This window comes from Marinifaba aquimaris (assembly GCF_013328345.1).
Lineage (GTDB): Bacteria > Pseudomonadota > Gammaproteobacteria > Enterobacterales > Alteromonadaceae > Marinifaba > Marinifaba aquimaris.
On record NZ_JABULX010000036.1, the window covers coordinates 17,227 to 38,966 of the forward strand.

Sequence of the window (21,740 nt, forward strand, 5' to 3'; positions counted from 1 at the left end):
AATGAAGGTATTATTAAATGATTGGACATGACGATAAGCGCGATTTCTATCGTATGATGGTAAACACTGAATGTCAGGTAACGGTTGTCGATGCCGAAGCGCAGCAAGACCATAGTGCACTATGCAGGGATCTAAGTGCAAATGGAATGGCGGTAGAGATAGACGTTGCTGTAGATATGGGGAAAACGGTAGAAGTACATATCCGCTCTACAAATGCTCAAATCCCTTCACTTGATGCAAAAGGAAAAGTAATTCGTTGTTCTAAAGAAAGTGATAACCTATGGTTACTCGGTATTGAAATTCAAGAAATCGTTTAGCGGATAATTGTCTATGAAGCTCACTTTACTTTTAATGTTATCTGCAGTTCTTTTTTCAAATGCAGCTTTAGCAAAGTGGGCTAAACCACAATACATAAAACATTACTGTGACGGATACCCTCAACATAAATTAGCCGATAATCTTTTTGTAGACTGTCTGACTAAAACCCATGCAGTTGACTTTATCGAACCTGAACAATGGCAGGCAGCCATAGGCTCAGTCTTTTACAAAGCAACAATGACCAATAAAAAGCCTGCTTTGATGATCATTAGTGACAAATCCGATGCACCCAGCTTAAAGCAAATAACCAAAACGATTGAAAACCATAACCTGCCACTGGATATATGGACTGTAAGTCCAGCGAAGATGACTATCGTAAAAGTGGATAGCGAAGGCAGTTATGATAACCCGACAGTAACTAAAAGAATTGATTTTTCAACCTATAATGCCAAGGCTAGTCAAAAAAGCGCACCTCGTTCATCGAGCTTCTCGAATAAACAAAGTACTATTAAACAGCACAGCCAACAAAAGAATAAATTACCAGCCTCGCTTTATCGCGATGTGAATAGTCAAAGTAAGAATCAAAGTCTGATGCAAAGTAGGCCAACGTATTAAATCTTTTCAGCACATTCAACACCTTTCAATTCAAACTTTCTTGGAAGCTAAACAACTCGATAGTAGTTATGCCAATAAGCAGGCACTGGATGGCATTAACCAAATATGGAAGAACCTAGTACCGCTAAAATCTGAAAAGTATATACCTATATTAGGTATCAGTGGCGGGCAAGGGACGGGTAAATCGACACTCAGTGAATTCATTGCTAATGTGTTAAAAATTACCAAAGGGATAAATACGATTATCATATCCATTGATGATTTTTATTTATCAAAACATGACCGAAAAACGTTAGCGCTCAATACTCATCCGTTACTTGAAAAACGAGGTGTACCAGGGACACATAACGCAGAAAATTTATTTAGCACACTTCAACTTCTCAATCGTGGTTACCTAGGCTTTAAAATTCCAAAGTTTGATAAGCTATTAGATGACATATTGCCTGAGTCAAGCTTTCAAATTATCGATAAGCCATATGACCTGGTTATTTTCGAAGGCTGGTGTATCGGTGCTGAGCCAGAGCAAGATATATGCACACCTTTAAATGATTTAGAACGTCAACACGACCCAAATGGAATTTATAGACAATACGTTAATCAAGCTATTGACGATTATCAGGCTATATTTAAATGTGTTGATCAACTTTTGTATTTAGATGCGCCGTCAATTGATTTGATAGTCAATTGGCGTTATCAGCAAGAACTACAAATGCTAGAAAACAAAGGGGAAATTGGGCTTGATAAGCAAGCCATTAAGCAAAAAATAATGGCTTTTGTTAGTTATTTCGAGCGTATTACGTTATCGATGAAAAAAACGATGCCAAGCCGTGCGGATTATCTGATTGAGCTAGATTCTAATCATAAAATGAAGTGGCATATTTAGCTTAGTTATTGAGTTTTATCGTGTTAATTATGAAATATATGTTAATGTTGGGGTTATCACTGTAGTTTATGTGTTAAATAATATGAATTACCTCGCTCATTTGAGATTGTCACAAACTAATCCCCAATCGATTTTAGGGAACCTGATGGGGGACTTTCTCAAAGGCGTTGATCAGAAAAGCTTATCACCTGAAATTATCTCTGGTATTAAAAACCATCAAGCAATTGATAAATTTACCGACTCCCATCCAGAAGTACGAAACTTAAAAAAAATGATCAGCAGCGAGCGTAAACGCTTTCATGGCATTATAACTGATATCGCTTTTGATCACTTTCTAGCTAATGAGTGGCACCGTTTCTACAATGTATCGCTGAACGAGTTTTGTCACAATACCTACTATTATTTAGCCAGTAGCCAACAGTATATTCCGAAAAATGCAACCAGATTAACCAATACAGTTGCATCGTTAGTCAAAAATCAATGGCTAGATAATTATTTAACACTTGAAGGAACGTCAAAAGCCATTGATTCTGTTGCTAGAAGGCTCCGCTTTGACAATAACTTATCAGGTGGAATAGATGAGATTGACAGAAATTACTCCGTTTATCGCTTGTCGTTTCTTCGTTTTTATCCAGAATTAATAGAATTCGTTGAAAAACAATCAATTGAATCTAAAGTTAAATAACTAAATAGAGTCAATGGTATGAAAACTGAGGTGTAGTATTAAGAGTTTATCAACCAGTTATAGCCAAACCACAATTGGGGGATTTTTCCAAGGTCGTTTCTTTTTGTCACTAAGAGAAGCGTTCATCTCACTCATCCCTTATTTTGTTGTGTCGGCTGTTTCTATCTTGGTACAACATACATTAATTGGTTTAGGTTTTATCGATGCTCAAAGTGAAGCTGCGCGCTTTTTAGCTTTTGGTAGTCAGGTCATCATCCAGTTTTTACCCGCTGCCACTGTCATAGCCGTTGGTTATTTCTTATCTAAAAATATCGGGCTTGATAGCATAGTAGCCAGTTTTCTGGCCTTAACCTGCTTTGCCGTTCACGGGCACTACTTTAGCTGGTCCGAAGCCGGCCTTATTCTGCAGCCTAGTGCATCAGCGGCTTACACTTTATTGATCCCGACAATTAGTTGCTACGGCCTGCATTACACCATGAAGCTTTGCAGGCCTTTACTCTCAGTAATGCCAGGTGTCAGTTATTTCTTAAGAAAGCACTTGGTTTTAATTATTCCTTTTGCCATCGTTTTCTTCGGCCTGTTTTTCCTCATACCACTAATAGAAGCGATAGCCGCAGTCACTATCTACCCACTTTTAAATCAGTTTGAAAACGTATCTGTAGCTTTAAATACCTTCAATCGAATGTTGGTCACCCATGTTTTGTGGTTTTTTGGCATTCATGGTGACAATGCTTTTAATATAAGTTTCCAACAACACTTTCTTTATCAAGATATCTTGCCAGGCCTGTCGGCAAAAGTTTTCTATGATACTTTTGTCATTTTTGGCGGCTCAGGCGCTATATGGGGGTTGATGATTGCTGTTTATCTAGCAAAAGCACAATCTCATGAAAGGACTATCGTAAAAATTGCCACGCCTTTTGCAATATTCAATTTTTCAGAAATTATTATATTTGCGCTACCGATAGTACTGAATCCTATCTACCTGATTCCATTTATTATGGCACCTGTATGTAATTTTATTATTTCCTATTATGTACTCGGTGCTGGTCTTGTCCCATTCTCATCAACAGAAGTCAGTTGGATCACCCCTGTATTTATTAATGGCTGGATAGTAGGGGACAGTATCATCACGGCCTTGTATCAGCTTACCTTGATTATGCTGAATGCGCTTATTTATTACCCATTTGTTAATCACAGTATTAAAAAACGCAATTTGGTCAGTTCGGTCAACAAATTACAAAAAAGCTTAGATATTTATGAAAATGCTGAATTTGAAAATGAAAGCCAGTTTATCCGAACCCAACAAGCGACTCGTGAATCCGAAGATGAGTTGTTAAAAATACTCAATGAAATTGCTGACGGTAATTTACAATTGCATTACCAACCTCAAATCTGCGTTAAAAAAGGCAATATCATTGGTTTTGAAGCACTTTTAAGATTAAGAAGGCTAGATGGTAAGCTCGTTGGTCCGTATTTTTTAGATATGCTCATCGAACATAAACTAGGTTACATCATAGATAACTGGGTAATAGAACAAGCAGACAGAGATTTACAAGAATGGGCTAAACAAGGTTTTAACCCAGTCGTTAGTATTAACCTTAACCCTGATGTTCTGACAAACAACGAAAGTGTTGATAACTTATGTCGAACATTTTCAAATTACCCTAACCAAGTAAAAGTAGAAATTGTTGAGTCGAGTTATTTAGCGCAAACAGAAGTTGTTACCCAAAATATTCAAAAATTAAAGAACAGTGGCATCGAGACTGTACTTGATGATTTTGGAACGGGCTACTCAAGTTTATCTATGTTAGGTAGCTTACCGGTGCGTTATGCAAAATTAGACCGGAGTATTTTACTCAGTTGTAATACAGAGAAAGGTAAAACACTGTATCGTCATATTGCGGGTTTATTCCAAGAATTAGGTTTTATTGTCGTCGCTGAGGGAGTGGAAACACAAGAAGAGTTAGAGTGGGTCCGAAGTCTTCAAATCGATTATGTACAAGGTTGGTATTATTCAGGTGCCATACCGCCTGATGAATTAGTAGACTACGTCAACCAATGGCAAATCAAATCAGCATAAGATTAATGATTCTGAACTAGACATTTTCGCTCGCTGAATTTATCCTCCCCGCCTAATAATAATAGGATAATTCGCTATGACGAAATTTGACGAATCAATAGATAAAACCCTTATCACAGACCAAAACAAAGGTCTTCAATACAAATTTTTCCAACTGAGAAATAACAAAGCATTCGAGATTTTTGTTATCGCAGTTATTGTCTTATCAGCTTTGATGATAGGTGCCAAAACTTACCCCATTCCAAGTGGGTTAATGACTATCATCCATTTCTTTGATTTAAGTATCACTGTCATCTTCTTAATTGAAATCATTATCCGATTCATAGGTGAACCGAATAAAAAACGATTCTTCAATAACTTTTGGAATGTTTTTGATACACTCATTGTTGTCGTCAGCTTGATCCCAATCGAAGACAGCGAAATGGCTATTTTAGGTCGTTTAGTGCGTATATTCCGTGTACTTAGGATGATCTCAATCATTCCTGAATTAAGATTGTTAATCAATTCACTGGTCAAAGCCTTGCCTCAACTTGGCTATGTCATGTTATTGATGTTCATTATCTTCTATATCTATGCCGCAATAGGATCTACATTCTTCGCTAAAATAAACCCTGAACTTTGGGGTGATATAACCATTAGTTTGTTAACCTTATTCAGGGTAATGACCTTTGAAGACTGGACTGACGTAATGTATGAAACCATGACGGTTTATCCACTTTCATGGTCTTTCTACTTAACTTTTATATTCTTTACGGCATTTGCGTTTTTAAATATGGTCATTGGTATTGTCGTCAATGTACTTGAAGATGAGCGAAACAAAGCTGCGCAGCTACAAAGTGAAGAAGACGGCGAGCCTAACTTAAAAGAAATAAAAGCAGAATTGGCTGAATTAAAGCAATTACTTATTGCTCAGCAAAAGGCAGATAAACAATAATGGATTTTGAATTTAGACGAGATCTTGAAGGTAACTTTAAGGTCTCGCTTGATGATTACAATCATGCGTTATTTGCTACTTGGCTTAACGATGAGCTAATTGGTAATCCATCTCGCGCTCGCTATCTATTAAACCAATTAACACAGCTCGAAAGTAAACAAATACCGGATTATATTGATACGGGAAAGCAACTATACCTGACAGCAGATCAATACGAAGTTGTTATCCGAGTGAATGATGATACTGATTTAACTGAAATCGATTTACCTGATGAGATATTAGTGCTTGAAGAGCACTCGAGTGAAGCAGGGTGTGGTTTGGTTGATTTTATCCGTCTGATCCAAGCTTTACTCGATTTCATCGACTAAAAATTGCGTTTAATCGGGTGCTTGTTACCTAAATCGTCAATGGCAACATAGGTATAGAGCGCCTGCACAACTTTAAATATCGCACATCCATCTCTATCGGTTTCAATACAATTTCTTAAAATAGGCTCAACCCATACTTCTAACTCTAAACTCAAAGACGTATTGCCAGTATGTTTTATACTGCCATAACAACAAACAATATCACCGACTTTAATCGGCTTTAAAAAGAGCATATTATCAACAGCAACGGTTACCGTTCGGCTTCTAGTGATTGCTTTGGCCATCATACCACCAGCAATATCTAACTGTGACATGATCCACCCGCCAAATATATCACCATTGGCATTAGTGTCTGCTGGCATTGCTGAGGTCCTTAGCAATAACTCACCTTGAGGAAGCGGGCAAATAAGTTCTTTATCTTCAGATGGATTATTCAAAATAGATAGACCATAACTTAGTAATAACTAAAGTATGGCACATAATCTAAATTCTGGATGGTACGGGTAAGTCTGCATAAACAATAGTATTTTTACCTTTTGCTTTAGCAGTATATAAAGCATTGTCAGTTCTTTTAAGCAGCGTTTCTAAGCTTTCGTTTGGATGAATTTCAGCAATACCTATACTGGCACTGATGTTTCTGTCTTCATTGATTGGGTAATTTAAAGCAACTTGCAGGTGGTCAGCTAACTTTTTAACTTGCTCAAGATTAGTTTTAGGGCATAAAATTAGAAACTCTTCGCCACCCCAGCGGCAAATGTAATCAGACTTTCTGCAATGTTTTTTTAATAAATAAGTCACACAAATTAACACCTGATCCCCAACTTGGTGTCCGTATTTATCGTTTACCGATTTAAAATCATCTAAATCAATAATCAATAAGCTAAATGCTTCTTTATGTCGTTCAAAGCGCGCTTTTTCACTACTAATAATTTCATCAAATGCACGGCGATTACAAAGCTGGGTGAGGGGGTCTGTTAAGGCTTGTTGCTGGGTAGTTTTAACTAAACTGCGGACATCCTGCCAACGACGAAAAGAGAAAAAGCCCAATGATAAGCAGAGAGTAACAAATAAAGGTATGACTTCATCCAGTTCGTATTCTTCGTGTTGACGAGAAAACTGATAAATAAGCTCAAGCGTATCGTAATGGGCAAAAACAACAAAACAAACGAGATTGAACAGCAGTAATACTGCGAGTTCTATTTTTATATTGTTGTTTTGTTCTTTATACATCACCTGATCCTACTATCTAAAGGATTCTGACTATTAAAAAATAGTATTAAATTAGATACTTAGGCAAGTATTAACGGTAAAACTGAGTTAGCACCTGTTCAACGACTTGTTTAGTTCTTTGCTGGCGCTGCTGCATATTATATTCTTGATGTACTAGACCTTGTGCGGCCCCACGCCATAAACGCTCACCCGTTCTGGTATTTTCAACAGCGATTAAAAAACTGCCTTTTTCTTGGTCATTTGACGTGTGTAAACCAGGAGTAATGCCAAATTTATCCGAAATGACTGAGTCGCTCAATTCTTTTTCCAATGCCAAAGCAAACAACACACGAAAATCAGGCACTGATTGAGTACTCGTTACTACTTGATAACCTGCATTTTCAAGATTGGTTTGTATACTTTGCGCATATGATTGATAGATACGCTTGTGTGTGTTTTTAGTCGATTCATTAATATATTTAGGCGTAATGATAAATTTAGCGCCCTTTGGATAACTCGCATTGATATCATGCGTCCCCGTTACCATTAATGGATCTGACATAGTCGAAGATTGTTCGGTTACCTGAACACAAGCACTCAACATAAAGATACTTAAAATAAGGGGGAAAATAACTTTCATCTAATTGATTTCCTTTCTTTTTTATTTTTAGAGTAATGGTTGACTGAAAAGTTCTTTCATTGTTACTGAATCTTAGCGATGTATGTGCTAATTGCTTGTTGGTTAACACGTATTTCGATGTCATCTTCTACCGTAAGCCCCATTAAGCGTTTCGCCATTGGGCTTTGCTGACTTATCACCCAAACTGTTTTATCGTTAATACAGAGCTTAAAACCACCGGCTTGTTTTACAATCAGATAATCATATGTTGCTTGTTCATCGTTTTCATTAACGAGTCTAACCAAGCTATCAGTGCTTATCTTTGACACTTGAATTTCTGTGTTTACTTGGCTTTCGAGTAGATTCTTAAAATATAGGATATCTTGGTGAATTTGTTGAGCACGGTTAGATTGCCCTTGTGCTAGAAATGCCGCTTCTAAACCTAACGTATCATATTGCGTTTCTGCAACACTTTCTTCATGCGTAGCATCATTGTGGGCTTGCCTCGCAGCATTTTCTAATACTAAATACTGTTGTTCTAGATACTCAATACTGGCTTTGATGACTACGGCTTTATTCATCGTCTTCTTTTAACCACTCCAATTGAGTAAACCCTAATCGCTTGATTTCTGCCTGTCTGAAATTTCTCAAAGCAGATTTGTCACGTGTCGTGTATTCAAGCGCTTGCTCCATAGATAAAAATTTTTGAATATCTAAATCTTCCGCAGCAGCAACGGCCTCAAACATATCTCGATATTTATCAAAACTAAAGCTGATCGTCTTTTGTTCATTTTTATAGGTATATACTATCTTGCGTGGCAAGGGACTTCTCCTTGAGGCTTAAATTTAATCTATCGCATTGATTTGAGGTGTAATTTATCGATAAACATAGCAATTTCAATTAACATTCATAGCTATGAATCTTCATATGCTAGTTTACCTCAGGAATTGAAAATATGTTGCATATCTATCTGTCAAATCACTTAGAAAATTTATCAGTGATGTTATCAAAAGTATTGCAACACACTTTCGATTCAGTACTAGACTGCCAGCATATCTTGGTACAAAACAAAGGTATGCAACATTGGCTACTGATGATGTTAGCCAAACAAAACGGCATCGCCATGAACCTCAAATTTGAGCCGCCTGCTGGTGCAATTTGGTCTATTTTGCGAGAACTCGATCCTAGTTTAAGCAAAGAGTCACCTTACAAATCATCAATTATGACGTGGCGAATTGATAAGCTATTGGCTGATGAACAACTTATTGCAGACCCTGTGTTTGATACGATCCGAAATTACTGGATAGAAGAGGGCAAAACTAAAGCGGTAAAACGTTTCCAATTAGCTAAAACCATTTCGGATTTATTTGAGCAGTATCAGATCTTTCGTCCTGATTGGATTATGAAGTGGTCCGATGGTGACTACGTGATGCCAAATACAGATACTCATGTTTGGCAAGCGCGTTTATGGCATGAATTAGTTAAACAAAACCCAAGACACCCAGTTGCTGAAATGCTTCGGCTACAAGCCATCATAGCCCAAGAAGATGTATTTAGGCCGAAACAACGTATCCTGTTTGGTTTTAACAGTCTTCCTCCACTTTGGTTAGATTTTTTTGCCCTTTTAGCAGAAAAACAAGATATGCATTTATTTTTGCTCAGTCCCTGTAATGAGTATTGGCAGGACATTCAAAGTGATAAACAGTTATTAAGGCAACGTGTTACTTGGTTAGATCATCAAACCGATTTAGATAGTCAGTTTTATGATTTGAGAAACCCATTACTCGCTTGTTTTGGTCAACACGGCCAAGCTTTTTTAAAGCTTTTATACACTAAGCCTCAAAATGAAATTTCAGCTTTTCAAACCCCTAAGCGCAACTCATTATTGCACTGTGTACAGCAAGATATTTTAACATTGACCGATAGAGGGGAGTCACCCGAGGCTAATCTTATCGATGACAGTATCATTTTTACCTCATCACATAGTGCACTTCGTGAAGTTCAAGCCTTACACGACTGGTTACTCGATCAATTTGCTGAAAACTCAGCATTAACGCCAAAAGATATTTTGGTTATGTGTCCATCAGTGGAAGATTATGCACCTTATATTCAAGCTGTATTTAACCAGCATGGGGTCGATAATAAAACGGCTATCCCTAGCTCGATTGCTGATCGTAGCTTTTCTTTTGACATGCCTTTAATTCAGCTTTTCAGTCAAATGCTGTCATTGCCAGAGCAACGATTTACCGTTAACCAAGTTATTGAATGGCTCAGTACTCCGTATATCCAAGCAAAGTTTGGTTTCGAAACCCAAGACATTGACACCATTAGTTTATGGCTAAAAAATGCGGCTATTCACTGGGGTATAGATGGTGAGCAAAAATCACAATTTGATCTACCAGCCAACGATGATTATACCTGGCACCAGGGCTTAAAGCGTTTACTACTCGGTTACGCACATGGAGATGAGGCTATTGTCACTGATGATGATTTACTTTTATTACCAGATATCGAAGGGGACCATGCCGTTTTACTAGGTAAGCTCATGTACTTTATCGAAACCTTAGCAATGCATGAAGTTCAGGTAACTAAAAATAAACCGCTCAAACAATGGCTCATTTATCTTAATCAACTCGTGGGCGATCTATTTGAATTAGCTGATGACAGCTCCTTGGAATACCGAACCTTACTCAGTGCTATTGAAAGTTTGGAAAATAACTGTGTTCTTGCCGAAATTGATACACCAATAGAACACAGTATTATTGTTGAATATTTTGAACAAGCATTTAATCAGCCGTTGCAAAGCCAACATTTTATGACAGGGCAGGTTACTTTTTGTTCATTAATCCCGATGCGTAGTATTCCTTTTAAAATTATTGTTTTACTCGGTATGAATGATGGGGATTTCCCACGTTTAAAGGCTGCTAGTTCATTAGACTTGTTGGCTAATGATAAACCTAGGTTAGGCGATCGTTCAAGACGCAGCGATGATAGGTATCTATTTTTAGAGTGTCTACTATCAGCTAGAGAAAAGCTATACATCAGTTACCAAGGTAATCAAGTTAGAGACAATGCTGAGCGTCAACCCTCTAGTATTTTATTAGAGATGTTAGCGTACCTTAAAAAAGCTTATCACTTTGAAACATCTGAAATTAAACGAACCGCACTTCAAGCATTCGATACTGGACAATACCTTGTCAATCAACCTAAAAGTTATCAAACAGGCTGGCTAAACCTTATTAAAAGAAGTTTGCAGGTTAAAAGCGATGATATGGCAACAATTTGTAATGTCACAGATGAGATCAATATTGGCCAGATGGTCAGTTATTATACCAACCCTGCTAAGTTTTATGCTGAGAACACACTTAATCTGACTTTTTATGATGTCACCAAAGCCTTGTCCGATTCCGAACCTTTTGATACTGATCATTTAACACGTTATCAATTCCAGCAGGAATTAGTACAGGGTCATATTAGAGGTGAAGAGCCGGACAAATTTATCGAGCAAATAAAAATGTCAGGGCAGTTACCTAATAACCCTTTAATCGATAATCTAGTTGATGATTGGCAGCGTGTTGCCAAGCAATATGCTTCAAATTTATCGCAACAAGGCATTAACAACGTTGAGCTACTGCCTGGCCAGCACCTTTGCGAAATTAAACAAAATAACTACCTAATTAAAGGTTATTTACCCATAGTCAGTGGGCTTGTAGATGATGCAGGTTGCAGAATTCAATTATTGTGGCGTTTGGCCGATGCAAAAGCTAAAGATATAATGAATTTATATTTGTTGCACCTGCTGGCCAATACCCAGGAACCGACATTATCTAAAGGTATTCATAGGGATAGTAAAAAAGAGCAAGGTAAAAACATCACCTTCAATCCGATAGACCAGCAGCAAGCTTGTAGCGAATTGGCCAAGTTAGTTAATCAATTTATACAAGGCAGTCACAGCGCTGAGTTAGTAGACTTTGAAATTGCACAAGTACATTTTGCTAAAGATAGAAAAAAGCAATTAAAACCCTTCACACAAAATAGCTTTGAAACGATTTGGCAACCTTCCAGGGGCGCCGGTCTGTGCGACGATCCTTATCGGCAATATTTTTGGCCTAAAGTACCACAGTGGCAAAGTGCTTGGTCAGACAACATCATGGATTTATACAAGGGGTTATTTGATAACCTTACTATCAGTCATTACGAAATATCGGGTGTAGTTGAATAATGGAAGAACAAAAAAACATGCAACAACTCGATGCTGCAGAGATTCCACTTAATGGTAGTCATATTATTGAGGCCAGCGCTGGTACAGGGAAAACCTATAACATTACCCGCATTTATCTAAGATTGTTACTTGAAAAAAAACTCAATGTTCAGCAAATATTGGTCGTTACTTTCACCCAAGCTGCTACACAAGAGCTCAAAGGAAGAATCAACAAAGAGCTAAGAGCAGCAATTTCGAAATGGCATCAACCTACAGATGAATTAGATACGTTTTTTAAGTCACTCGTAAACAGTATCGATTTTGATGAAGCGAAAACAAGGCTCGATCATGCCATTTTACATATGGATGAAGCGGCTATTTTTACTATTCATGGTTTCTGCTCTAGTGTACTGGCTGAACATAGTCTGCTTGCAAAAGTTAATTTTAATCTCAAGTTAACTACCGATACGCAAGCAATCGTGATGCAAAGTATCGAAGATATGTACCGTAGACTTGCGCTAAATGAGCAAAGTTATAAAACTTTGGCAAGTAAGCACCCAAGTCCTCAACATTTTTATGCCAAATACCATGGTTTAATTACCAGCCAAACAAGTATTGAACATCAAAGTTTGGCATCAATTGAGCAAACGTTAAGTGAATTACAAGCGCGCGCATTAGCTAGCATTAATGATGGTGCTGCTGTTATCGAATCAGTATTAGTCGATGGTGATAAGACACGTTTAGCACAATACGAGGCTATGCATTTATGGTTGTCTTATCCACTTGAGCAATTAACCACATTACCTATTGAACAAGATATTAAAAAATTCATTGATGGTCGAAGGTTCAGCCGCAAACCAGCAGATATCAAAGTACAACTAAAAGCCGCATTAGCACCATTAAATGAGCTGATCAAAGCTATTACGACATACCCTGCGGCATGTGATGATGTAAAAGCGAATGAGTTAATAAAATCGCTTATTGATAAGATACGTTGTCAGGTATCTACACACAAAAATACGCTCAACCTCGTTGATTTTAACGATCTGATCACCCTGGTATCTGAAGCTGTGGCCGATGAAAACAAGCGTGATTTGACATTAGCACTGGCAGATCAATACCCTGCAATATTAGTAGATGAATTCCAAGATACAGATGAACAGCAATATCGAATATTCTCGACAATACACCAGTCAGTAGATAAACATTTATTCCTGATGATTGGCGACCCGAAACAAGCTATTTATCGCTTCAGGGGCGGGGATATCCATACTTATTTACTAGCCCGTTCACAAGCTCAGTATCAATGGGTAATGGACACCAACTATCGTTCAAGTGAACAGGTCGTAAATGCCTATAACCGAGTATTTCTTGGTGAAGCTATCAATGAGACCTCTGAACAAATACAAACCAGCTTTAATGTATTTGGACAATCGATTGCTTATCAGGCAGTGAAAGCTCATCACAAAGATTCTTTATTTGTGGTAGATGATGCAGAGCGTTCTGCGATGAATTTGATTTATTTTGGTGAAGTAGAGCCAGGAAAAGTTAATCCGGCCAGTTATCGACAACACATTGCTGATATTTTCGCTTTAGAAATATCTCGATTACTATCAGACAGGAACCCAATTAAACTGTCATCTGAAGGGCAATTAAGCAAATTAGGTGTAAAGGATATAGCGATACTCGTTAGGGACAAAACAGAAGCTGTCGATATGCAACAAGCTTTGACAAAGCAAGGCTTAAATTCTGTTTATTTGAGTAACCGGGATAATATCTACACAACTGAACATGCCCAAGCTTTATACCGCTTTTTACAAGGTGTATGGCACCTGGATAACCAAGCGCTATTTATTACAGCGCTGGCTAGTCCATTTATCGGATTAGATGAAAATGCATTAATGCGGCTTAATCAAGATGAATATTTTTGGGAGACATGGCGAGATAAAATACTTGATTTAAAGCAAATCTGGCAAAAGCAAAGCTTGATCAGTATGTGCTTTGAGGCGCTATTCAAGCATAGTGTATTAAATCAAACTAACATTGAACGAGATTTAACCAATTATCTTCACCTAATTGAGCTATTGCAAAAACAAGCGCAAAAGTTCTCTTCTATTCCTCAATTAATCGACTGGTTTGAGCAACAAATTAATCAGCCTGAATACATCAGTGAATCAGAACTCAGGTTAGAAAGTGAAAAAGACCTTATCCAAATCACGACATTCCATGGTTCGAAAGGATTAGAATACCCGATTGTCTTTATTCCTTTTGCTACTCGCTACAAAGAAAGCCGACGCCTCGATTATATGCAGTATTTCGATGCGGATACGGGCAATAACAAAGTATTTTTAGGTAATGCTGAACATATTTACCAAAAGTATTTAAATGAAACGCACCAAGAAGATGTGCGTTTGCTGTATGTGGCTATTACACGTGCAATTCACCGCTGTTATTTGGGTGTAACCCCTTTTGCTAATAACGAACTGTCACCTTTTGGTTTGTGTTTATCAAAACCAGATGATCTTAAACAAGCTTTACAACTTCTATGTGCTGATAATTCTAACTTGAGTGTTATTGACAGTGATGCAGTCAATGGCGAGGAAAAAATAGACAACATTGAGCAAGCAAAAGTTGATTTACAAGCGAAACAGTTTACTCATCAAATTGAAAAACATTGGCGCATGCACTCATTTTCAGCGATGACCAAAGATAAACATCACATTAGTGTACTAGAACATAAAGAATTAGATGAAGATGAACAGGGTAATGTTAATAAAATTGAAAGTAATCTGATTAATTTCCTATACCCAAAAGGAGCAAAACCTGGGTTAGTACTGCACGAAGCATTGGAAGATATGGACTTTATCACACCTGAATGGACTCAGCTTACTGATAAAGTATTGTCTATCTACGGAGATAAAGACGACGCTGGAGATATAAGCGCAGTGACAGAATGGTTTAATGCAATAATCCAAGCCCCACTTAATTCATCACAGTTTTGCCTGGCGCAATTAGCTTATGAAAAAACGCTCCGAGAGGTGACGTTTTATTTCCCAACTCAGCTCGGTTCAACTAAGCAAATCAACCAGATATTAAGCCAATGTCGAGGAGCTTCGGGAAATGATTACATCGAACATGTTAGTTCACAAAAGCTTGAAGGTATGTTCAATGGTGTGATCGACTTAGTATTTGAGTTTGAAGGAAAGTACTATGTCGCTGATTACAAGTCTAATTTCTTAGGTGAATGTTTCTCTGATTACAATTCAGAGAATATGAAATTAAGCATGGAATCGAGCTTTTATGACTTACAGTCTTTAATTTATTCCCTTGCGTTACATCAATATTTGAAACAAAGAATTGAAGATTACGATATTAATGAGCATTTAGGTGGTAGCTACTATCTTTTCCTAAGGGGGATGTCTAATCAAAGTGAGCACCAAGGTGCAGGTATATATTTCACTCCTAATCAACCTCAGGCCATTTTGGCATTGGAGTCAGCGTTTAACGGAGTAGATGCTTAATGAATCACTATATTTCTCGGCTCGAAGCATGTTTAGCCGAATTAGCCGGTATTGAAGCGATAGATTTTTATCTTGCTCAGCGCTTGTGTCAGCGTTTAGCAGTAAAAGATGATGATATCAGCCTAATGATGCATCTAATCATTCGATTATCACAGAGTGTACGAGAAGGCCACGCTTGTATTGATGTGGTGAACCTTGCTAATAAACAACCTTGGTTTAAGCAGTTAATCGATGAAAGTACCGGGCTTTATCAATTCCCATCCGAGGTCAATATAATTTCGGTTTTAAATCAATATCGCGTTACACCAGATGATCAAGCTGAATTCGTATTTGATAGCCATACTAAGCTTTTGTATCTTCGACGTTATTGGCAATTTGAAACCGAGCTGGCAACACTGGTTAACACTAAGCTCAGCGTCAGTAATTTAGATGAACAACAAATTACTAAAGCCAATCAATTACTGAGTCATTTATTTGATCAATCATCCACAACTCAATTAGATTGGCAAAAAATTGCTGTCGCTAACTCCCTCGACCGTTCATTAGCCATCATCATCGGCGGCCCTGGAACAGGTAAAACGACTACCGTAGTGAAACTTTTAGCCACCTTATGTTCAATTAATGAAGAATTTAACATTGCATTAGTCGCCCCAACGGGTAAGGCTGCGCAACGATTAAGTGAATCAATAATTAAAGCTAAACAAACGCTTAACGTAGATAATGCACTTAAAGATAAGGTTCCTGAGCAAGCAACTACCATACACAGATTATTAGGTATAGGCTCACAAGCACACAAACCTAAATTTAACAAAACACAGCGTTTAGATTACGACCTGATACTCATTGACGAGGCGTCCATGGTTGATTTGGCACTGATGACGCGTTTATTCCGCGCTTTATCAGATAATACCCGTGTTTTATTGCTAGGTGATGCGGATCAACTCCCTTCTGTTAGCACAGGCTCTGTCTTAGCTGATATTGCGCCAAGACCCATCAAAGGCTTCTCCCTATCTCGATGCCAATATCTTGATAAGTTAAACGCCAATCCGCAATTAATTGATAACCATGCGTTGGATTTTTTAACCGAGTTAAAAGTCAGTTATCGATTCGATGAAAACTCTGGCATTGGACACTTAGCAAAAGCAACGTTATCAGGAGATTATCAAACAGCGTCAGCAATATTACTCGATACGGTTTATCAAGATATTTGCTATCAGCCACAACTAACTGAAGATACATTTAATCATTATGTCGATGCTTACATTGGTACAATATCCAATGCCGAATCGGTACAAATCGCATTTTCAAGATTAAATCAATTCAGATTCTTATGTGCGACAAGAGAAGGAGAGCAGGGTGTTGACCAAATCAATATCAAAGTTGAAGCAAGGCTTAAAAAGCTCAATAAAATAGCACGAGACAGTGATTATTTTTATCATGCTAAACCTATTATGATCACAGCCAATCACTATAATTTAAATTTGTACAATGGTGATATCGGCTTGATTTGGCATCATCAAGGAAAGTTAATGGTGGCATTTGAATCGAGTGAAGGTATCAGGTGGCTGAGTTTAAGTAGGCTACCTAAGCATGAAACCGTTTATGCGATGACGATACATAAAACCCAGGGTTCAGAGTTTGGTCACGTTGTGATTTTATTACCTGATTACTACTCAAGCATAATGTCACGCGAATTAATATACACAGGGCTTACACGTGCTAAATCCCAGCTCGCTATATTTGGTGAAAATAGGCTTTTAAAGCAAGCTATTGAGCATAGAGTTGAACGCCAATCTGGTTTAGCGGCGAGGATCAAAAAAGCTCACTAAAAAGTGAGCTTTTTCTTTATGCAACTTCTACATTTTCTTCATCTTTTTGAAGTTGTACATCTTCGCTTAACGCTTCGCCTTTTCTACGGCGTTTTCTGACGACTTCAAAAGGAGGGGTACCAAACTCATATAATTTTAATTTGCGCCAACGACGATATTTATCGAAATTCATATCTTCGCCAAATTCATCCCATTCTTGCCTGAATTGAATTGCTGTCCTGTATGCATGAAATTGCAAATCTGCATTGAAGTGAGTGTATCCCAGTGAAAATGTCTTCACTGCTGGTTTATCATTTTTTTTGTAGCTAACCCAATAAAACCTCTCGATTTCATTGCGACGCTTATCTAACTTTTCACGGTAACCAACACCGTTAAAGCCACAACTTGTACCATCCTTTGGCTTTCGAACTCTTCTTATCTTGCTGGTAGGATGTAAGGCTTTTAACTGCTTGTTGCGACTCATTGCCGCATCTAATGCCTTCTCAATTCCTCCCCATTGTTTATAAGAATAAAATCCACCTAAATCCTTTTTATTTCGAATGAAGCGCATTTGACAGCCAGTATCACATGGAAAACTTATACCATGCCCATCCTGAGTCAATTTTTGCTTATATTCTTCTGGTATATATTCAGGTAGTGCCAAAACTTAAATCTCTTTTAAAAGCTACTGTACAGCAAGATCAGCAATATATTAATTAATCTTAATAAACGATTATATTTTTCTCAATGTTAATTACAAAGATATCGCAAATTGCGAACTTACAAAAATATATCATTAAACAGCTATTTTCAATCACATTTGACTTACATAGTCATAAAGTGCCTTCAAAATCGCCATTTTTTCGTCTGATAGCTTGCCATTTCTGGTTAAATTTTCAAGGTCTGTTACAAACTCTTGTGCATTTAAGCAGCCTTTATTTGAATTACCAGTCAATTTTTCTTGGCAGTGCAACTGCCATTTGGTCAATTCTTGAGCAGCCAAGCTTTCAGGGTAGTTTCTCGCTTTGAATCTAAACCATAGCTGTTGTAGGCGATTATCGCTAAATGCAGGTGAAGAATTGACTAATTGCTCAATCGGCATTTGATGTAACTGATTCATTAATTGCACATCGCTTTGATTAAAAAAGCCCGAATAGAGCATATGGTCTACATCTTTTTCTTCTTCAAATTCTTGTTGAGTATAGAAGTCAATTAACGATTGTGAAATTTGCTGTTGATGTTGTTTAATAAAAGCAAGATTTTTTAAGCAAGTAGCTCTATCAATACCTAAACGTTCAGCATTTTCTTCAGTTAATGTTTTGGCAGGTGCTAACACTGGACATTTGTTTGTATGAATCAGTTTAATCGGTAATCTAGATTCACCTTCCATTAAATCTTCTTCTTTACTAAATAAAAGGTTGGCAATGTCATCCGTTGTCATATTGAGTAAAGGTTCTGGATCTAAGGCTAAATTTAAAGCAATAAAAGCATTCTTATTTACTGGATGCCAAGCTACTGGCACGATCCATGTTGTACACCCTTGAAAAGCACTTATTTTTGAACTGGTATGTACAAGCGGCACTAAATTTTGTTCATCAATAAGTTCAGCCACTTTTCGCTTATCACGTAGCTCCCATAAATATTGATAGAGTTTAGGCTGTTTAGTTTTAATCAGTTTCGCCATGCCAATCGTCGCCCATACATCCGATAATGCATCGTGGGCATTAGCATGCTCTAAACCATTGGCTTGACTGAGTAATTCTAATTTAAAACTAGGGGCACCATCCTCGCGTTCAGGCCATTCAATACCTTCAGGTCTAAGGGCAAAACAAGCACGGACCATATCGATGATATCCCAACGGCTATTGCCATTTTTCCATTCGCGTGCATACGGCTCCATTAGGTTGCGATAGGCAGAGTAGCGAGTCACTTCATCATCAAATCGTAAAGTATTATAGCCAGCAGAGCAGGTATTAGCCTGTAACATTTGTTTCATGACCTTTTGCATAAACAAGTGTTGATTAGTACCTTTGGCAAACGTTAATTGAGGAGTAATACCTGTGATTAAACACGCCTCTGGGTTAGGTAAATAGTCAGCAGGCGGGTAACAGTAAAAATTAGCGGGATCACCGATAGGGTTTAAATCTAAATCGGTACGTATGGCGGCAAATTGACTCGGATGATCATGTTTTGGCGAGGCACCCCAGGTTTCATAGTCATGCCATAAAATACTTGGTTGGTTACTGGTATCCATTATTACTTCTTAGAATTCTTAAATTGAGCGCGATTATAGGTGCTTAAACCATAAACTGCTATCGATAGGCCAATATTACTAACGCTAAAAGCACTAACCACGACTAAACTCAATTACAGATTTATATAACACGCTAACAATAATGATTGAGCGTATATTTCAAGCACAAATTAATAATCTACAAAGGAAAATAAATATGAATAAAATCATTGGATTTTGTTTAACTATTCTTTTTTCAGCATCAACCCTAGCGATGCCTGATGTTAAATTCTCGGATGTCGATTTAAAGCAATCTAATCAATTAGTTGTTTTTATTGATAGTACCGAAGAATTAAAGGGCAGTGCCTCTACTGTAAACAAACATACAAATGGCCAATTATTGGCAGCAATTAAAGCGTCAAACGCAACGATCAAATTAGGTAGCACAAAAACTTTTTACGGTTTAACTCCTTATAATCAAGTTACAGTTGTAGGAACAGGTAAATCACCCCTGACTCAATCTCAACTGCAAGACATAGGTGGCGCGGCAATTGCAGCCATGCCTGCTAATGGTAAGACAGTGATCTCGATACTGACAGATAATTTAACCACACAAGTGACTGATGCTGAGTCATGGATTGCGATGGGTGCAGCGATGCGTGATTATCATTTTGATAAATACAAAAAAGCAGACGCTAAAACAGAGCCACGTAAGCTTGTTGTTCAATCAAACGAAAGTCAGAAAGCTACCGCTAAATACCAAGGCGATTTAGCGCATTTAGTAAAAGGGATTTACCTTGCACGTGATATGGCTTCTGAACCCGGTAAGTCAATTTACCCGCAAGCTTTTGTTGAACGTGTAGAAGATTTGTTTGATGACATTAAGAACGTAGATATTGACGTGCTTAAAGTTAAACAAATGAAAAAATACAAAATGGGCGCATTGTTAGGTGTTGGCCAGGGTTCTATTCACGATCCGCGCATGTTGGTAATTGAATACAATGGTGCCGATGATGATTCAGCCCCTATCGCCTTAGTGGGTAAAGGTATTACCTTTGACACTGGCGGCATTAGCTTGAAGAAAAATACTGGCATGTGGGCAATGAAATCTGATTTATCAGGTGCTGCAGCAGTTGCTGGTACGATGCTAGCCGTGGCAAGTCGAGGTGAAAAGGTAAATTTAGTAGGTGTTATCCCGCTTGCTGAAAATATGCCGTCTCAGGATGCAATTCGTCCAGGTGACGTGTTAACAACAATGCAAGGCACAACAATTGAGATCATGTCTACCGATGCTGAAGGCCGATTAATCTTGGCTGATGCCGTACGATACGCGCAAGATAAGTACAAACCAAGTATGCTAGTAAATATCGCTACTTTAACAGGCTCTGCAGTTCGTGCTTTGAGTGATGAATATGCAGGGTTAGTAACACGTGATTGGGCACTAACACAAAAAATGATGGATCTTGGCGAAATAAGTGGTGAAAGTGTATGGCCTTTACCATTGCATCCAAATCACTTTACCCAAATAGAATCACCGATTGCTGATATTAAAAATTCAGGTGCGGGGAACCCTGGAGCGAGTATTGGTGCGGCTGTTGTTGCGACATTCATTGATAAAGATTTACCTTGGGTTCACCTTGATATTGCAGGTGTTGATTGGTTAGAAACTGATATTAACGTTGCACCAAAAGGCTCTCAGGGTTGGGGGGTTCGTTTTATGGACCAACTCGTTAGAGAAAATATCAAATAAAAAAAAGCCGCTCATTGAGCGGTTTTTTTATTACAAGTGACCCGTCCTGAATAAGGTTGACACTTTTCCAACTTCAATTTGGAGAAGATAATGAAACCAATAACTAAGCGTACACAAAAAGATTATTCACTTGCCTTTAAATTATCCGTCGTTGATAAAGTAGAAAAAGGCGAATGTACTTACAAACAAGCGCAAAACCACTATGGAATACAAGGGGCTTCAACCGTTTTAACTTGGCTTCGCCGATATGGTCAACTAGATTGGAGTAAAGGTACTCCCAATCATATGAATGAGCTTCCCCTTATGTCTAAACCCAATGACTTAACACCTGAGCAAAAAATCAAAGCCCTCGAAAAAGAGCTAGAAGATACCAAGATAAAAGCACAATTCTTTGAAACGATAGTCGATGTACTTGATAAAGATTTCGGAGTACGTATCACAAAAAAGCAACGCAACGCGTTATTGAAGAAAAAAACATAACCAAGCTATCTGTCAGTAGAGCTTGTCGTTATCTC

18 protein-coding genes and 1 pseudogene are annotated in these 21,740 nt (G+C 37.9%); 12 read left to right on the forward strand and 7 right to left on the reverse strand.

Annotated elements, in window-relative coordinates:
* The first annotated feature begins 17 nt into the window (after positions 1-17).
* From HR060_RS17030 to HR060_RS17060, 7 genes are all read left to right on the forward strand, one after another.
* Positions 18-317, forward strand: coding sequence for a PilZ domain-containing protein (locus tag HR060_RS17030; RefSeq protein WP_174201490.1), 300 nt, complete (start codon positions 18-20; stop codon positions 315-317).
* Positions 318-330: 13 nt separating this feature from the next.
* Positions 331-933 carry a hypothetical protein gene (locus HR060_RS17035; protein ID WP_174201491.1) on the forward strand — a complete coding sequence of 201 codons (603 nt, stop codon included), beginning with the start codon at positions 331-333 and terminating at the stop codon, positions 931-933.
* 40 nt (positions 934-973) lie between these two features.
* A complete protein-coding gene (locus tag HR060_RS17040) occupies positions 974-1,816 on the forward strand; it encodes a hypothetical protein (protein ID WP_174201492.1) in 843 nt (280 codons plus the stop codon).
* 82 nt (positions 1,817-1,898) lie between these two features.
* On the forward strand, positions 1,899-2,501 hold the full coding sequence (locus HR060_RS17045) for an acyl carrier protein phosphodiesterase (protein ID WP_425487467.1): 603 nt from the start codon (positions 1,899-1,901) through the stop codon (positions 2,499-2,501).
* A gap of 103 nt (positions 2,502-2,604) precedes the next feature.
* Positions 2,605-4,581 (forward strand): EAL domain-containing protein, encoded by a 1,977-nt coding sequence (locus HR060_RS17050; RefSeq protein WP_174201494.1) that lies wholly within the window; start codon positions 2,605-2,607, stop codon positions 4,579-4,581.
* A gap of 76 nt (positions 4,582-4,657) precedes the next feature.
* Positions 4,658-5,515 carry an ion transporter gene (locus HR060_RS17055; RefSeq protein WP_174201495.1) on the forward strand — a complete coding sequence of 286 codons (858 nt, stop codon included), beginning with the start codon at positions 4,658-4,660 and terminating at the stop codon, positions 5,513-5,515.
* Complete coding sequence (locus HR060_RS17060) at positions 5,515-5,883, forward strand: YacL family protein (protein WP_174201496.1); 369 nt, start codon at positions 5,515-5,517, stop codon at positions 5,881-5,883. The genes HR060_RS17055 and HR060_RS17060 overlap by 1 nt, the downstream gene beginning before the upstream one ends.
* On the opposite strand, the gene HR060_RS17065 is transcribed toward HR060_RS17060, so the two are convergent.
* From HR060_RS17065 to HR060_RS17085, 5 genes are all read right to left on the reverse strand, one after another.
* Positions 5,880-6,320: an acyl-CoA thioesterase gene (locus HR060_RS17065; RefSeq protein ID WP_343044268.1), complete on the reverse strand. Its 441-nt coding sequence runs from the start codon at positions 6,318-6,320 to the stop codon at positions 5,880-5,882. The genes HR060_RS17060 and HR060_RS17065 overlap by 4 nt on opposite strands.
* Before the next feature lie 46 nt (positions 6,321-6,366).
* Positions 6,367-7,113: a GGDEF domain-containing protein gene (locus HR060_RS17070; protein WP_174201497.1), complete on the reverse strand. Its 747-nt coding sequence runs from the start codon at positions 7,111-7,113 to the stop codon at positions 6,367-6,369.
* A 70-nt stretch (positions 7,114-7,183) separates the two neighbouring features.
* The gene (locus tag HR060_RS17075) at positions 7,184-7,732 is read right to left on the reverse strand and encodes a DUF4136 domain-containing protein (RefSeq protein ID WP_174201498.1); all 549 of its coding nucleotides are present in this window, start codon (positions 7,730-7,732) and stop codon (positions 7,184-7,186) included.
* A gap of 62 nt (positions 7,733-7,794) precedes the next feature.
* Positions 7,795-8,292 (reverse strand): GreA/GreB family elongation factor, encoded by a 498-nt coding sequence (locus HR060_RS17080; RefSeq protein WP_174201499.1) that lies wholly within the window; start codon positions 8,290-8,292, stop codon positions 7,795-7,797.
* A complete protein-coding gene (locus tag HR060_RS17085; RefSeq protein ID WP_174201500.1) occupies positions 8,285-8,533 on the reverse strand; it encodes a DUF2960 family protein in 249 nt (82 codons plus the stop codon). The genes HR060_RS17080 and HR060_RS17085 overlap by 8 nt, the downstream gene beginning before the upstream one ends.
* Before the next feature lie 134 nt (positions 8,534-8,667).
* Between HR060_RS17085 and recC the strand changes: the two genes are divergently transcribed.
* From recC to recD, 3 genes are read left to right on the forward strand one after another with little or no spacing between them, the layout of a single operon-like run.
* Positions 8,668-11,934, forward strand: a complete 3,267-nt coding sequence (gene recC, locus HR060_RS17090) for an exodeoxyribonuclease V subunit gamma (RefSeq protein WP_174201501.1) — start codon at positions 8,668-8,670, stop codon at positions 11,932-11,934.
* Positions 11,934-15,434, forward strand: a complete 3,501-nt coding sequence (recB, locus tag HR060_RS17095; protein WP_174201502.1) for an exodeoxyribonuclease V subunit beta — start codon at positions 11,934-11,936, stop codon at positions 15,432-15,434. The genes recC and recB overlap by 1 nt, the downstream gene beginning before the upstream one ends.
* Complete coding sequence (gene recD, locus HR060_RS17100; protein WP_174201503.1) at positions 15,434-17,263, forward strand: exodeoxyribonuclease V subunit alpha; 1,830 nt, start codon at positions 15,434-15,436, stop codon at positions 17,261-17,263. Before recB ends, recD begins: the two co-directional genes overlap by 1 nt.
* Before the next feature lie 16 nt (positions 17,264-17,279).
* On the opposite strand, the gene HR060_RS17105 is transcribed toward recD, so the two are convergent.
* Together HR060_RS17105 and sbcB are read right to left on the reverse strand one after the other, a co-directional pair.
* Entirely contained in the window at positions 17,280-17,906 is a 627-nt protein-coding gene (locus HR060_RS17105; protein WP_246283205.1) for a hypothetical protein, read from the reverse strand.
* Positions 17,907-18,056: 150 nt separating this feature from the next.
* Complete coding sequence (gene sbcB, locus HR060_RS17110; RefSeq protein WP_174201504.1) at positions 18,057-19,496, reverse strand: exodeoxyribonuclease I; 1,440 nt, start codon at positions 19,494-19,496, stop codon at positions 18,057-18,059.
* A 196-nt stretch (positions 19,497-19,692) separates the two neighbouring features.
* Here sbcB and HR060_RS17115 point away from each other — a divergent pair, with 196 nt between their 5' ends.
* Positions 19,693-21,225 (forward strand): leucyl aminopeptidase, encoded by a 1,533-nt coding sequence (locus HR060_RS17115; protein WP_174201505.1) that lies wholly within the window; start codon positions 19,693-19,695, stop codon positions 21,223-21,225.
* A 90-nt stretch (positions 21,226-21,315) separates the two neighbouring features.
* Positions 21,316-21,740: pseudogene (locus tag HR060_RS17120) on the forward strand (helix-turn-helix domain-containing protein); the annotation flags it as partial.